Annotated in this window: 16 protein-coding genes and 1 pseudogene; 7 read left to right on the top strand and 10 right to left on the bottom strand. The window is 68.4% G+C overall.

Annotation, left to right across the window (positions count from 1 at the left end):
• Positions 1-33: 33 nt before the first annotated feature.
• The gene (locus K3M35_RS23610; protein ID WP_220667064.1) at positions 34-1404 is read right to left on the bottom strand and encodes an MFS transporter; all 1371 of its coding nucleotides are present in this window, start codon (positions 1402-1404) and stop codon (positions 34-36) included.
• Between the two features lie 200 nt (positions 1405-1604).
• On the opposite strand from K3M35_RS23610, the gene nhaA reads away from it, so the two are divergent.
• Genes nhaA through K3M35_RS23595 form a run of 3 tightly spaced genes read left to right on the top strand, consistent with a single transcriptional unit; the run spans position 1605 to position 4298 of the window.
• Positions 1605-2831 carry a Na+/H+ antiporter NhaA gene (gene nhaA, locus K3M35_RS23605; protein ID WP_041803540.1) on the top strand — a complete coding sequence of 409 codons (1227 nt, stop codon included), beginning with the start codon at positions 1605-1607 and terminating at the stop codon, positions 2829-2831.
• Positions 2831-3346 (top strand): phage holin family protein, encoded by a 516-nt coding sequence (locus tag K3M35_RS23600; RefSeq protein WP_006552419.1) that lies wholly within the window; start codon positions 2831-2833, stop codon positions 3344-3346. Before nhaA ends, K3M35_RS23600 begins: the two co-directional genes overlap by 1 nt.
• Before the next feature lie 16 nt (positions 3347-3362).
• A complete protein-coding gene (locus K3M35_RS23595; protein ID WP_024102813.1) occupies positions 3363-4298 on the top strand; it encodes an alpha/beta fold hydrolase in 936 nt (311 codons plus the stop codon).
• Between the two features lie 27 nt (positions 4299-4325).
• On the opposite strand, the gene K3M35_RS23590 is transcribed toward K3M35_RS23595, so the two are convergent.
• Genes K3M35_RS23590 through nth form a run of 4 tightly spaced genes read right to left on the bottom strand, consistent with a single transcriptional unit; the run spans position 4326 to position 7675 of the window.
• Entirely contained in the window at positions 4326-5513 is a 1188-nt protein-coding gene (locus K3M35_RS23590) for a MarP family serine protease (protein ID WP_064061134.1), read from the bottom strand.
• The gene (locus K3M35_RS23585; RefSeq protein ID WP_006552422.1) at positions 5510-6208 is read right to left on the bottom strand and encodes a CoA pyrophosphatase; all 699 of its coding nucleotides are present in this window, start codon (positions 6206-6208) and stop codon (positions 5510-5512) included. Before K3M35_RS23585 ends, K3M35_RS23590 begins: the two co-directional genes overlap by 4 nt.
• Positions 6205-6876: a TlpA disulfide reductase family protein gene (locus K3M35_RS23580; RefSeq protein WP_006552423.1), complete on the bottom strand. Its 672-nt coding sequence runs from the start codon at positions 6874-6876 to the stop codon at positions 6205-6207. The genes K3M35_RS23585 and K3M35_RS23580 overlap by 4 nt, the downstream gene beginning before the upstream one ends.
• 4 nt (positions 6877-6880) lie before the next feature.
• Positions 6881-7675: an endonuclease III gene (gene nth / locus K3M35_RS23575; protein ID WP_006552424.1), complete on the bottom strand. Its 795-nt coding sequence runs from the start codon at positions 7673-7675 to the stop codon at positions 6881-6883.
• A gap of 72 nt (positions 7676-7747) precedes the next feature.
• Here nth and K3M35_RS23570 point away from each other — a divergent pair, with 72 nt between their 5' ends.
• A complete protein-coding gene (locus tag K3M35_RS23570) occupies positions 7748-8020 on the top strand; it encodes a hypothetical protein (RefSeq protein WP_033097906.1) in 273 nt (90 codons plus the stop codon).
• Positions 8021-8211: 191 nt separating this feature from the next.
• Positions 8212-8886, top strand: coding sequence for a Crp/Fnr family transcriptional regulator (locus tag K3M35_RS23565; RefSeq protein WP_006552426.1), 675 nt, complete (start codon positions 8212-8214; stop codon positions 8884-8886).
• Between the two features lie 81 nt (positions 8887-8967).
• Here the strand turns inward: K3M35_RS23565 and K3M35_RS23560 are convergent, their stop codons facing one another.
• From K3M35_RS23560 to K3M35_RS23550, 3 genes are read right to left on the bottom strand one after another with little or no spacing between them, the layout of a single operon-like run.
• On the bottom strand, positions 8968-9756 hold the full coding sequence (locus K3M35_RS23560; RefSeq protein WP_220667063.1) for an MBL fold metallo-hydrolase: 789 nt from the start codon (positions 9754-9756) through the stop codon (positions 8968-8970).
• 58 nt (positions 9757-9814) lie between these two features.
• Positions 9815-10279, bottom strand: a complete 465-nt coding sequence (locus K3M35_RS23555; protein WP_006552428.1) for a RidA family protein — start codon at positions 10277-10279, stop codon at positions 9815-9817.
• Between the two features lie 3 nt (positions 10280-10282).
• Positions 10283-10447, bottom strand: coding sequence for a DUF4177 domain-containing protein (locus K3M35_RS23550; protein ID WP_006552429.1), 165 nt, complete (start codon positions 10445-10447; stop codon positions 10283-10285).
• Positions 10448-10497: 50 nt separating this feature from the next.
• Here K3M35_RS23550 and K3M35_RS23545 point away from each other — a divergent pair, with 50 nt between their 5' ends.
• Positions 10498-11514, top strand: coding sequence for an ArsA family ATPase (locus K3M35_RS23545; RefSeq protein ID WP_371683113.1), 1017 nt, complete (start codon positions 10498-10500; stop codon positions 11512-11514).
• Positions 11511-12641: an ArsA family ATPase gene (locus K3M35_RS23540; protein ID WP_006552431.1), complete on the top strand. Its 1131-nt coding sequence runs from the start codon at positions 11511-11513 to the stop codon at positions 12639-12641. The genes K3M35_RS23545 and K3M35_RS23540 overlap by 4 nt, the downstream gene beginning before the upstream one ends.
• Positions 12642-12690: 49 nt before the next feature.
• Here K3M35_RS23540 and K3M35_RS23535 read toward each other — a convergent pair whose 3' ends face one another.
• Both K3M35_RS23535 and K3M35_RS23530 read right to left on the bottom strand, forming a co-directional pair.
• Positions 12691-13014: a WhiB family transcriptional regulator gene (locus K3M35_RS23535; protein WP_006552432.1), complete on the bottom strand. Its 324-nt coding sequence runs from the start codon at positions 13012-13014 to the stop codon at positions 12691-12693.
• A 140-nt stretch (positions 13015-13154) separates the two neighbouring features.
• Positions 13155-13252: pseudogene (locus tag K3M35_RS23530) on the bottom strand (IS5/IS1182 family transposase); the annotation flags it as partial.

Here is a 13252-nt window from a genome sequence, read left to right as displayed (position 1 = left end):
GGATCCGGAGGGGGCCTTTCGCGGTCGGTACGACTACACCTCGTCGAGCGACCGGTCGCGGGTCTCCTTGACGACGAGCAGCGCGACGAAGGTCGTCGCCGCGGCGATCAGCAGGTAGATGCCCACCCAGCCGACGCCGTAGCTCGTGGCCAGCCACGTCGCGATGAAGGGGGCCACCGCGGCACCGAGGATGCTCGACACGTTGTACGAGATTCCGGAACCCGTGTAGCGGACGTTGGTCGGGAACAGCTCGGGCAGGATCGCACTCTGCGGCCCGAAGGTCAGACCCATGAGCAGCATGCCGACGATGAGGAAGAACAGCATGCGTCCGGAGCTCATGCCGTCGCTCGACAGCAGGAACTGGAAGCACAGGCCGAACACCATGATCGCGCCCGTGACGACCAGCAGGGTCGAGCGGCGACCGTAGCGGTCGGCGAGCCACCCGGCGACGGGAACCGCCGCGGCGAAGAACAGCACCGCGACCAGCTGCAGCACGAGGAAGTCCGCGTACTGGAAACCGGCACCGTGGCCACCTTCCTCGGGGGTCTTGCCCGTTCCGAAGCTCAAAACCCAGGTGGTCATGATGTAGAAGAGCGTGTACGTCGCGAGCATGACGAAGGTGCCGATGATCAGCTCACGCCAGCTGTTCTTGAACACCTCGGCGAGAGGCGTCTTGACCTTCTTGCCCTCGGCGACGGCCTTGGCGAAGACCGGCGTCTCTTCGAGCTTGAGCCGCACGTACAGCCCGATGATCACCATGATCGCGCTGAGCAGGAACGGAATGCGCCAGCCCCATTCGAGGAAGGCGCTCGACAGGTCGGGGTCGCCGTTGTCGTGGCCGAGCGCCAGCGTGATGATCAGGAACAGGCCGTTGGCGCCGATGAAGCCGATGGGTGCGCCGAGCTGCGGCCACATCGCCGCCCAGGCGCGCTTGCCGGGTTCGGCCGTCTCGGTGGCGAGCAGCGCCGCACCCGACCACTCCCCACCGAGACCCAGGCCCTGGCAGAAGCGCATGAGCGCCAGCAACGCCGGTGCGATGAGCCCGGCCTGGTGATAGGTCGGCAGCAGGCCGATGAGGAAGGTCGCGATGCCCATCGTCAGGAGCGAGCCGACGAGCGTGACCTTGCGGCCGATGCGGTCGCCGAAGTGCCCGAAGACGACGGATCCGACCGGGCGGGCGACGAAAGCGATACCGAAGGTCGCGAGGGAGGCGAGCAGCGCGGTCGTGCTGTTGCCCTGCGGGAAGAACAGGTGCGGGAAGACCGAGACGGCGGCTGTCGCATAGATGTAGAAGTCGTAGAACTCGATGGACGTGCCGACCATGCTGGCGACGACGATGCGCCGGCGCGGAACGCCTGCGACGACCGAGGAACCCCCGTCCTCGACTCCGACCGATGTGCTCACTGAACCATCCCCACTACTCCACTCACATTCTGAGACCAGATCCCACTTACTAGGAAAGTGAACACCCGAGTTTCCGCCCACCGCAAATCGGACACCCCTACGGACGCCCTCCGTCCGGCGTTAGACTCTTCCCCGGTGTACCGGGAAGTCTGGTCGGCGACGGTTCGCCCGTGCCCGTATCCGCCCAGCGAAAGACGCCCGTGTCCGACACCTCCTCACCCACCTGGACCGCACCTCTGGGTCGCTTCCTCCGCACCGAGACGGTCGGCGGTTCACTGCTGCTCATCGCCGCAGCGATAGCGCTGATCTGGGTCAACTCCCCCTTCGGCGACTCCTATCTCGCTCTGCGGGACTTCGAGATCGGCCCGGAGTTCCTGCACCTGCACCTCTCGGTCGGCGACTGGGCCAAGGACGGCCTGCTCGCCGTCTTCTTCTTCGTCGCGGGCCTCGAACTCAAGCGCGAACTCGTCACAGGCGAACTCGCCGATCGCAGGAAGGCGATCCTGCCCGTGATCGCCGCATGCGGCGGCGTGATCCTTCCTGCCGTCATCGCAGCCGTCGTGGGCTGGGGTGCGCCGGGAATGGACCGGGGTTGGGCGATCCCCGTCGCGACCGACATCGCCTTCGCTCTCGGCGTGCTCGCCCTCACCGGTTCGCGCATCCCCACCAGCGCCCGGGTGTTCCTGTTGAGCCTGGCGGTCGTCGACGACCTCATCGGCATCGCGCTCATCGCGATCCTGTTCACCTCGGGACTCGCCGTCGCGTGGCTGCTCGCCACAGTGGCCGCAGCGGCGGCATACTGGTTCGCGCAGCAGAAGCGCATCACCACGCCGTGGTTGTATGTGCCGCTCGCACTGTTCACCTGGTACGCCATGCACAACGCAGGCATCCACGCGACCGTCGCCGGGGTCCTCCTCGGCCTGCTCACCCGTGTCCGCACCGATCCCGGGGAGGACTACGCACCCGCCGAGCGGCTGGTCCACCACATCCAACCGTGGTCCGCCGGTCTGTGCGTCCCGCTGTTCGCCCTGTTCGCATCCGGTGTACCCATCGGTGCGGAGATGCTCGGCCAGGTGTTCACCGATCCTGTCGGCCAGTCCGTCGTCCTCGGACTGCTCCTCGGCAAGACCGTCGGGATCTTCGGCGCCACCTGGATCTCGATCCGGCTCGGTCTCGCCACCCGCCCGACCGGGCTGATGTGGGGAGACGTGCTCGCGCTCGCCGTGATCGGCGGCATCGGGTTCACGGTGAGCCTGCTCATCGCCGAACTTTCGCTCGGCGACATCCACGGTGGCGAGCCCGCCGAGATCGCCAAGGCCGCCGTGCTGGTGACATCATTGATCGCCTCTGTCCTCGGGTCGGCGCTACTGTTACGGCGTGGGCGCGCCCACCGCCAACGGAACGAACCAACCGAAGGGGTCGAGTAGTGAGCGTGACGAACGCGAATCGTCCGGAGAACGGAGTCCCGTCGAGCATTTCGGGCATCCCGTTGACGAAGGTGGACGCTCCGACACCCCGCGATGCCAGTGTGGGCGAACTGGTACGCGACGCAGCGACACAGCTGTCCACACTGTTCCGCGCCGAAGTCCAGCTCGCCAAGGCCGAGGTGACCGGCGAGGTCAAGAAGGGCGTGCAGGGCAGCCTGTTCTTCATCCTCGCGCTCGCCGTGCTGACCTTCAGTTCGTTCTTCTTCTTCTTCTTTCTCGCCGAACTCCTCGATGTCTGGGTGGCGCGCTGGCTCGCCTTCCTCATCGTCTTCCTGATCATGCTGGTGGTGACGGGCCTGCTGGCCCTGATCGGCTATATGCGGGTCCGGAAGCTGCGCGCACCGAACAAGACCATCGACTCGCTCAAGCAGACCGCGTCGATCCTCCCGAGCAGCCAGGACGGACACGATGCGGACGGCCCGCGCCACGCCGCGCCGCGCCGCGTCACCCGCTGACGAACCGGAAGAGCCAGTGCCCGTCCCCGACCCGTCCACGGTCCGGTATCCCGGACCGTGGACGCATCGAGACATCCACGCCAACGGCATCCGCTTCCATGCCGTCGAAGCCGGTCCGCACGACCCGGACACACCTCTCGTGGTGTTCGTGCACGGCTTCGCCGACCTGTGGTGGTCGTGGCGTCACCAGCTCACCGCCTTCGCCGATCTCGGCTACCGGGCGGTCGCGGTGGACCTGCGTGGTTACGGCGACACGGACAAGCCGCCCCGCGGATACGACGGCTGGACGCTCTCGAACGACATCGCGGGACTGATCCGCGCGCTCGGGCACACCGAGGCGGTCCTCGTGGGCCATGCCGACGGGGGCCTCGTGTGCTGGGCGACCGCGGTGATCCATCCGCATGTCGTGCGGGCCATCGCGGTCGTCGACTCCCCGCACCCCATCTCGCTGCGCGACGCGACCCTGCGCGACCGCGCGCAACGCAAGGCTCTGGTGCCGACCTTCCTCGCCTACCAGCTGCCGTGGCGTCCCGAACGGAAGCTGGTTCGCGACAATGGCCTGGAGATCGAACGGCTGATGCGTGTGCGGTGCGGCCCGGACTGGCGACGCACCGACGAGTTCGCCGATGTCGTCGACCGGCTGCGCACCGCGATCCGCATCCCGGGCACGGCGCACCTGACCCTCGAATACCAGCGCTGGGCGTTCCGCAGCCAGTGGCGTCCCGACGGTCGCCGCTTCATGAAGGCCATGGACGTCGAGCTCACCCTGCCGATCCTGCAGCTGCACGGCGCGCTGGATCCCTACGTGCTCGCCGCGACCCTCCGACGCTGCGTGCGGCACGCCCCCGGACGGATCCTGAAATTCGTCGACGGGGCCGGCCACTACGCCCATCAGGAGAAGCCCGAAGCGGTGACGGCACTGCTCGCCGACTTCGTCCGCGGACTCGACTGATCTGCCCGTCCGCCGGACGGGCAGACGTCAGACGATGCAGGCGCCGGTCGCAACCGGCTGATTCACCCCGGCCATCTCCAGCTGCCGGCTCACCTCTGCACCGGTGAGAACGAAACCGGTGTCGGTGTTGTCGACCGCCGCGCCGAAGACCATGCCGAGGACATCGCCGGACGGATCGACCAGCGGACCCCCCGAGTTGCCCTGCCGGATCGTGCCGCGCACCGTGTACACCTCGCGTTCGACGGTGCCGCCGCGGTAGATGTCCGGGCCCTGCAGGTCGAGCGTCTCGCGGATCCGCGCCGCGCTCGCCGTGTACGGACCGCCGCCCGGGTAGCCGAGCACGATCGCGTCGTCACCCGACTCCGCCGGCTCCGGGGCGAAATCCAGCGGCTGCGCGGTCAGTCCCGGCACCGCGAGGATCGCGACGTCCACCTCCGGATCGAACAGCACGACGGTCGCTTCGAGCGGGCCGCCGTCCGTATCGACGGTCACCGCTGCGGTTCCGGCCACGACGTGCGCGTTCGTCATCACCCGTTCAGGGGCCACGACGAAACCGGATCCTTCCAGTGCCTTCTGGCAGCTGGGTGCGACACCGTTGATGCGCAGCACGCTCGTCTGCAGCCGGGCCGGGACCGATCCTTCGAGGAGACCGCCGTCGGGTGCCTCCACCTCGGCGATCGGGGTACGCCCGAACGGCCCGATCACCTCGGGCAGACCCGAGGTGTCGAGCAACGCCGAGAACTCGTTGGGGATCGCACGCATCCAGTCGGGGGCGACGTCGTCGACGGTCCCGAGCACCTGGGATCCCCGCACGGCTGCGGAGACGGCGGGCTGGGTCGTGGCGGTCAGCGGGATGGCGAGCAGCCACGCGGCGACGAGCACCGCGACCGATTGCAGACCGGCACCGACGACGCTGTCGACCGCCCGCGCACCCGGACTGTGGATGCCGCTGCGCGCGGCACGTCCGAGCACCATGCCGGCCACCTCGCCGATCACCACCAGCACCACGATCAGACCGATGCCGGCAAGGATGCGCATGCGCGCATCGTCGATGTGCACGAGCACGTGCGGGGCGATGAGGATGCCCGCGACCGCACCGAGCAGCACACCCAGGAAGGCCAGCGCCGAGGCGACGGCGCCCTGCCGGAGCCCGGAGGACGCGGCGATCAGGACGATCACCACGATGATCAGATCGATCCAGCCCGATCCGGTCATGATTCGACCACCCCCGTCTCCAGTTCGGCGAGTACGACGTCGAGGTCACGGACGTCGTGGTGATCCCACTCGATCTCCCACCCCGATACCGCGAACAGACCCGCGAGCACACCCGCGGTGAAACCCCAGACCAGCATCCCGTCCACCTGGAAGGCCGGGCCCTGATAGCCCAGACGGTGCCGGACCTGGAAACGGTTGTCGGGGTCGAGCAACTCGTGCAGCGACACCCGGACCACGCGGGTCGCCTCCTTCGGATCGACCACTCCGACCGGGCTCGGGGTCTCCCAGTAGGCGACCACGGGAGTCACGTCGAAGCCGGAAGGCGGGATGAACAGTTCGGGGAGCACGGCGAGCGGCCGGATCCCGGACGGATCCAGGCCGGTCTCCTCCTCCGCTTCACGAAGTGCGGTGTGGATGGCGCCGTAGTCCTCGGGATCGGCGGCGCCTCCGGGAAAGGCCACCTGCCCGCTGTGCTGCCGCAGCGTCGCGGCGCGCTGGGTGAGCAGGACGTCGGCGTCGGCGGGAAGTCCGCCGCGGGCCATCGGATCGGCCTCCGGCGACCCGCCGAACAACACCAGCACCGAGGCCTGCCGCACCCGCGCGTCGCGCGGGGCGCGACGGTTCAGGATCGGGTTGAGACCGTGCGGGTCGGTCGGCGACACCGAGGCGACACGCCGGAGCCATTCGGGGATCATGCGGCCACCCCCAGATGCTCCTCGACGACCGAGGCGACCTCGTCGGCCGACCGGAACGGGATGGGGAGCACGGCGGCGACCGACCCGTCGGCGCGGAGCAGCACCGTCACGGGAAGGACGGCGGGCGCGCCGACCGCGGCCTGTACGCGACCCGAGCCGTCCTGCACACCCGGCAGGTGCACGTCGTAGTCGGCGAGCCGGCCGAGGGCGTTCGACTCGTTCGGGTCGGTGTGGACGGTGACGACGGTGACCTCCTCGCCCACCCGGGCGGCGTAGTCCTGGAGGACCGGCAGTTCCTCGGCGCAGGGAGCGCACCACCAGGCCCACAGGTTCACCACGGCGGGCTTTCCGGCGAGGGCGGCCGCGAGGTCGACGGAGGATCCGTCGCTCACGCACTCGAAGACCAGACCGGCGAGCGGACCGGCGGGAGCGGGCGTGGACCCGCCCGGCTGCGGGCACGGATCGAGTGCGGCGGTCTCCCGCAGCGGAGCGAGGGCCTGCGCGCCGTCCTGGGGCCGGCGGTCCACGGGTGCGGTCGAGGGTGCGGCCGGTCCCGGGCCGGTGGCCGGCGGAGGGTCGCTGCGGTCGCGCGGCCAGATGGCGACGATCAATGCGATGACGACGACGAGAGCTGCCAGGCTCCAGCGGCCTGCTGTGGAAGGACGCACTCCGTCACCGCCCGGCCAGCTCGAGCAGGTGCTCGGTCTCCGGTCCCTTCACCAGCGTGGCCGCGGTCTGCGGATCGGTGGGCCCGGTCCCGTAGGAGGGGCAGTCCTTCGCGAGGACACACACCCCGCATGCCGGCTTGCGTGCGTGGCACACGCGCCGACCGTGGAAGATCACGCGATGGGACAGCAGCGTCCATTCCTTGCGCTCGATGAGCACACCCACCGCGTGCTCGATCTTGACCGGGTCGGTCTCGTCGGTCCATTCCCAGCGACGCACGAGCCGCTGGAAGTGGGTGTCGACCGTGATACCCGGCACATCGAAGGCGTTACCGAGGATGACGTTGGCGGTCTTGCGGCCGATGCCGGGCAGCGCGACGAGATCCTTCAGCCGGGCCGGAACCTCGCCGTCGTGCCGCTCGAGCAGGGCCTGGCCGAGACCGATGAGCGAGTTGGCCTTGTTGCGGTAGAAGCCGGTCGAGCGGATGTACTCCTCGAGCTCGGCGCGGTCCGCCTCCGCGTACGCGCGGGCGTCGGGATACCGGGCGAACAGAGCGGGGGTCACCTGGTTGACCCGCACATCCGTGCACTGCGCCGACAGGATCGTGGCGACGGCGAGCTCGAGCGGATTCGTGAAGTCCAGTTCGCAGTAGACGTGCGGAAAAGCCTCGGCGAGGCGCCGGTTCATCCGTCGCGCGCGACGGACGAGGGCCAGTCGCGACTCCGGTCCGCGAGCCTTTCCGTTCACTCGGCGCGGGGCCGTCTCGGGGCTCTCGGACTGGGAGGCATGCACCTGATCCACTCTACGTAAACACTCTCCCCAGGATCCGGCCCCGTGTCTCTTCCGAGACCTTGCGGGTGTTTACTTCCGGGTATGCAAGCTCTTGCTGTGGTCCTCTTCCCGGTGCTGCTCATGTTGTTCGCACTGTCCATGGAACGTGTCGAAGCGCGCTTGAGCCGGTTGTCCGTCCGTGAGCAGGAAGTGGAAGAGTTCCTCGACAAAGCGGACCAGGCCGATGTCGCGGCACTCGCTCGTGAAGGTTTCCCCGGGGCTTTGGCCCGCTTCCAGCGTCGCCGCCGCCGCGGACCGAGCACCGACGGAGCGGACGATTCGGACGGTCATCTGCGCGCGCGCCGCGCCAGCTGAACGACTACTTGCCGGTAGCCTCGAGGTACCGATGATCGGGTTCGTCGATCGTTTCCGTGGTATCGGTCACTCACTCGTGCAGCGCGCACGATAGACTGGGCGCTCGTACGCCTGACAGGTGACCTGCCCAGGAAGTCCGTCGACGTGCAGACCCGGCAGTAGATGACGAATCATTCCCAAAAGGAGCGCACGTGGACGAGGTCCTGGCCAGAGCAGGCATCTTCCAAGGAGTCGAGCCCTCGGCGGTTGCGGCGCTGATCAAAGAGCTTCAGCCTGTAGATTTCCCGCGCGGCCATGTCATCTTCAACGAGGGTGAGCCCGGCGACCGGCTGTACATCATCGTTTCCGGCAAGGTGAAGCTCGGACGTCGTTCGCCCGACGGTCGCGAGAACCTCCTGACGATCATGGGCCCGTCCGACATGTTCGGCGAGCTGTCGATCTTCGACCCGGGTCCGCGCACCTCCACCGCCACCACCGTCACCGAGGTGCGAGCCGTGAGCATGGACCGCGATGCGCTCAAGGCGTGGATCGACCAGCGCCCCGAGATCGCCGAGCAGCTCCTCCGCGTGCTGGCCCGTCGTCTGCGTCGCACCAACAACAGCCTCGCCGACCTGATCTTCACCGACGTCCCCGGTCGTGTCGCCAAGGCACTGCTCCAGCTCGCCCAGCGTTTCGGCACCCAGGAGGCCGGCGCCCTGCGTGTCACGCACGACCTGACGCAGGAAGAGATCGCGCAGCTCGTCGGCGCGTCCCGCGAGACCGTGAACAAGGCCCTCGCCGACTTCGCGCACCGCGGCTGGCTGCGTCTCGAGGGCAAGAGCGTGCTGATCTCCGACTCGGAGCGTCTGGCGCGTCGCGCTCGCTGACCCACGGACATACGAAAGGCCGGGACGCTCGCCGCGTCCCGGCCTTTCGTATGTGCGTATCCCAGCCGTAGCTGCTTCGACTCAACCGTGGCTGCGCAGGTACTCCAACTGCACGTTGACGGACTTCTCCGCCGCACCCCACAACGAGGGGTCGACGTCGGCGTAGACGTGCTCGACGACCTGCCGTGCGGTGGCTTCGGCGCCGAGGGTGCGCAGCGCACCGCGCACCTGCTCGAGCCGACCCTCCCGGTGCGCGAGGTACTCCCGCGCGATCGTCTCGAGGTCGGGCAGCTCGGGGCCGTGCCCGGGCAGCACCGTGTAGCCACCGCCGAGACCGATGAGCGACCTCAACGACCGCAGGTAGTCGCCGAGGTCGCCGTCGGAGTCGTCGAGCACGGTCGTGCCGCGGCCGAGGATGGTGTCGGCAGTGAGAACACTGCGGTCCTGCTCGATCACGAACGACAGCGAATCGGCGGTGTGCCCTGGGGTCGCGACGACCCGGATGCGCAGACCCGCCGCCTCGACGACGTCACCGCCGGACAGTTGCCGCCCACCGCCGTGGCGGTGTTCCGGCAGCACTGCGTGCACCGGGCATTCCGCGAGTTGCGAGAAACGCTCGGCACCCTCGGTGTGGTCGAAGTGGCGGTGACTGATGAGGGTCGCCGCCACCGGCACCTGCGCGATCCGCTCGAGATGGCCTTCGTCGAGGGGACCCGGATCGACCACGACGCACTCGTCGCTGCCGGGGGCCCGGAGGATCCAGGTGTTCGTTCCCTCGAGGGACATGATCGAGGGGTTCTCGGCCAGGATCACCGCGGCGTTCTCGGTGACCTGGCGCAGCTGCGCGTAGGCGGGGTGGACCAGCGCCATCACATGTGCCTCTCGTGTCGGATCCGTCGGGAGCCGCCTCCGATCGGGGAGGGTGGCGTCAGCGTACTTCCACCATCAGCTCGACCTCGACGGGAGCGCCGAGGGGCAGTTCGGCGACGCCGACGGCCGAGCGGGCGTGCGCGCCGACCTCACCGAAGATCTCCCCGAGCAGTTCCGACGCGCCGTTGATGACGCCGGGCTGTCCGGTGAAGCCCTCGGCGGACGCCACGAAGCCGACGACCTTCACGACGCTCGCGATGTTGTCGAGTCCGACGAGACCGTCGACTGCGGCGAGCGCGTTGAGCGCGGCGGTGCGGGCCGCGGTCTTCGCCTCCTCCGCTGACACCTCGGCACCCACCTTGCCGGTGTGCGTCAGCTTCCCGTCGGCCAGCGGCAGCTGACCGGAGGTGTAGACGACGTCGCCATTGCGGACGGCGGGTACGTAGGCCGCCACCGGGGCGGCGACCGGCGGCAGGGTGATGCCGAGTTCGGTCAGGCGTTCGCTCCAGGTGTTGTGCGACACCGATCAGCCCTTCGGACGCTTGAGGTAGGCGACGTGCTGCTCACCGGTGGGGCCGGGCAGGACGGTGACGAGCTCCCAGCCGTCGGCACCCCACTGGTCGAGGATCTGCTTGGTCGCGTGCGTGAGCAGCGGCACGGTTGCGTATTCCCATGTGGTGGTTTCACTCATATCCTGACCTTATCCGGCACCGTTCACCGTCCACGACTTATAGGCTCGTGATCGTGGCATCTCCGACATCACATTCCGGCGAATGGCCGGCAGGCGCCGCCCAGGCGCGACTGCACTTCGTGTCCGGCAAGGGTGGCACCGGGAAGTCCACCGTGGCCGCGGCGCTCGCACTGGCGCTCGCCGCCGGAGGTCGCAAGGTTCTGCTCGTCGAGACCGAGGGACGTCAGGGCATCGCGCAGCTGTTCGACGTGCCGCCGCTCCCGCCGGTCGAGACGAAAATCGCGACCGCACCGGGTGGCGGTGAGGTCTCGGCTCTCGCGATCGACATCGAGGCGGCCTTCCTCGAATACCTCGACATGTTCTACAACCTCGGATTCGCAGGTCGCGCGATGCGACGGATGGGAGCGATCGAGTTCGTGACCACGCTCGCGCCGGGTCTGCGCGACGTCATCCTCACCGGCAAGATCAAGGAGACCGTGGTACGGACCGACGCGTCGGGCGCACCCGTCTACGACGCGGTCGTCGTCGACTCCCCGCCCACCGGCCGCATCGGCAGCTTCCTCGACGTCACCAAGGCCATGGCCGATCTCGCGAAGTCCGGTCCGATCCGGTCGCAGAGCGAGGGTGTGGTCCGGCTGCTGCACTCCGACCAGACCGTCGTCCATCTGGTGACCCTGCTCGAGGCTCTGCCCGTGCAGGAGACGGCCGACGCGGTGGAGGAACTCGAGGCCGCCGATCTCCGGATGGGGACGGTCATCGTCAACCGCACCGCTCCCGAGCACCTGCCCGAGGAACTCGTCGACGACGTCGCCGCCGGCCGCATCGCCGGGCCCGCGATCCGGACGACGCTGGAGAAGGTGTCCATCAAGCTCTCCGACGACGATTTCGCCGGCCTGCTGACCGAGACCATCGAGCACGCCGCGGTACTCCAGGCGCAACAGGTGAGCGCCGCTCAACTCGACGAAGTGAAGGTGGCACGCATGTCCCTACCGGCCCTCGCCGACGGTGTCGATCTCGGTGGCCTCTACGAACTCGCCGACGTCCTTGCCGAGCAGGGTGTCCGATGAACGCACCGATCCGGAAGGTCCTCGACGTCGCCCGCATCCTGGACGACCGCTCGTCCCGGGTGATCGTGTGCTGCGGGTCGGGAGGTGTCGGCAAGACGACCACCGCCGCGGCGCTCGCGTTGCGCGCGGCCGAGCGGGGCCGTAGCGTCGTGGTGCTCACGATCGACCCGGCGCGGCGACTGGCACAGGCCCTCGGGGTCGCCTCGCTCGACAATTCACCGCAGAAGGTGGAGCTCGGGCCGGAGGCGAAGGGCGAGCTGCACGCGATGATGCTCAACATGCGTCGCACCTTCGACGACATGGTGCTCGAGCACTCGACGCCGGAGAAGGCCCAGCAGATCCTCGACAACCCCTTCTATCAGACCGTGGCGTCGTCTTTCTCCGGCACGCAGGAGTACATGGCGATGGAGAAGCTCGGTCAGCTCGCGCAGAGCGACGAGTGGGATCTCATCATTGTCGACACCCCGCCGTCCCGGAACGCGCTCGACTTCCTCGACGCTCCCCAGCGGCTCGGGGCCTTCCTCGACGGGCGGATGATCCGGATCTTCACGGCACCCGGGCGTGGCTTCGGCCGCCTGGTGACCGGCGCGATGGGGCTCGCGCTCAAGGCGGTCTCGACGATCGTCGGGAGCCAGATGCTGTCGGATGCGTCGGCCTTCGTGCAGTCGCTGGACTCGATGTTCGGGGGCTTCCGCGAGCGCGCCAACCGCACCTACCGGTTGCTGCAGCAGCCGGGAACCCACTTCATGGTGGTCGCGGCACCCGAACCCGATGCCCTGCGCGAGGCGTCGTTCTTCGTCGAACGACTGTCGGGCGATCGCATGCCGCTGTCGGGCCTGGTGCTCAACCGCACCCATCCGACACTGTCGGCGTTGCCGTCCGATCACGCCCTCGCCGCGGCGGACCAGCTCGCCGAGGAGGAGGGCGTGGACGCGAAGGCCGCTGAGGCCGTTCTCCGCATCCACGCGCACCGGGCCGTGATCGCCAAGCGGGAGCTGCGGTTGCTACGCAACTTCACCGCGGCGAACCCTGCCGTCCCCGTGGTCGGGGTACCCTCGCTGCCCTTCGAGGTCTCGGATCTCGAGGCGCTGCGGGCGGTGGGTGAGCAATTGACCCGCGAGGCGTGATGTCTCGCGGGTCATGATCTCGGCGGTTCGTGTACCGGTGAGGTGGTGACTAGACCGCGCTCTGGTGCTGTCGCTGTGCCTGGAAGAAATCGGCCCAGGACTCGACCTCGGGATGCTGCTTGAGGAGAGCACGACGCTGCCGCTCCGTCATGCCTCCCCACACGCCGAACTCGACACGGTTGTCGAGGGCGTCCGCCCCGCACTCGAGCATCACCGGGCAGTGCCGGCAGATCACCGCAGCCTTGCGCTGCGCTGCGCCACGCACGAACAGTTCATCTGGATCGACTTCGCGGCAGCGAGCCTTGGAGACCCAAGCGATACGCGCTTCGGCCTGGTCGACGTCGAGTCGGGTCGTCGGGGTGGTCATGTGCATTCAGTTGCCCCTTTACTTTCCGAACGCCGGTTCGCGGTGTTCGAGGTCTGCGCCGTCCGTGTGCCGCAACGGCGCAAAACCTGCCCGTCAAGGTGTTATCTGCGTCACACTGATGTCTCAGAGCGACCGGCAATTGATGCTCACTTGAGTCGGCGGGTAGTAGGCCGGGTCGGCCACCGGTAATGGGTACGTGCACGGTTGATCAGACGCCGGAGCACGGTCAGTGCCGCGGCCAACG

The organism is Rhodococcus sp. DMU2021 (assembly GCF_019641445.1).
GTDB lineage: Bacteria > Actinomycetota > Actinomycetes > Mycobacteriales > Mycobacteriaceae > Rhodococcus > Rhodococcus pyridinivorans.
This window is presented reverse-complemented; position numbering and strand designations above follow the sequence as displayed.

Coding starts and splice junctions, on each gene's coding strand:
- K3M35_RS23585 (WP_006552422.1), bottom strand. CDS start 6,208: ATGATCCCCGAATGGCTCCGGCGTGTCGCCTCGGTGTCGCCGACCGAC.
- K3M35_RS23535 (WP_006552432.1), bottom strand. CDS start 13,014: ATGCACATGACCACCCCGACGACCCGACTCGACGTCGACCAGGCCGAA.
- K3M35_RS23550 (WP_006552429.1), bottom strand. CDS start 10,447: ATGAGTGAAACCACCACATGGGAATACGCAACCGTGCCGCTGCTCACG.
- K3M35_RS23570 (WP_033097906.1), top strand. CDS start 7,748: ATGCAAGCTCTTGCTGTGGTCCTCTTCCCGGTGCTGCTCATGTTGTTC.
- K3M35_RS23540 (WP_006552431.1), top strand. CDS start 11,511: ATGAACGCACCGATCCGGAAGGTCCTCGACGTCGCCCGCATCCTGGAC.
- K3M35_RS23590 (WP_064061134.1), bottom strand. CDS start 5,513: ATGACCGGATCGGGCTGGATCGATCTGATCATCGTGGTGATCGTCCTG.
- K3M35_RS23560 (WP_220667063.1), bottom strand. CDS start 9,756: ATGGCGCTGGTCCACCCCGCCTACGCGCAGCTGCGCCAGGTCACCGAG.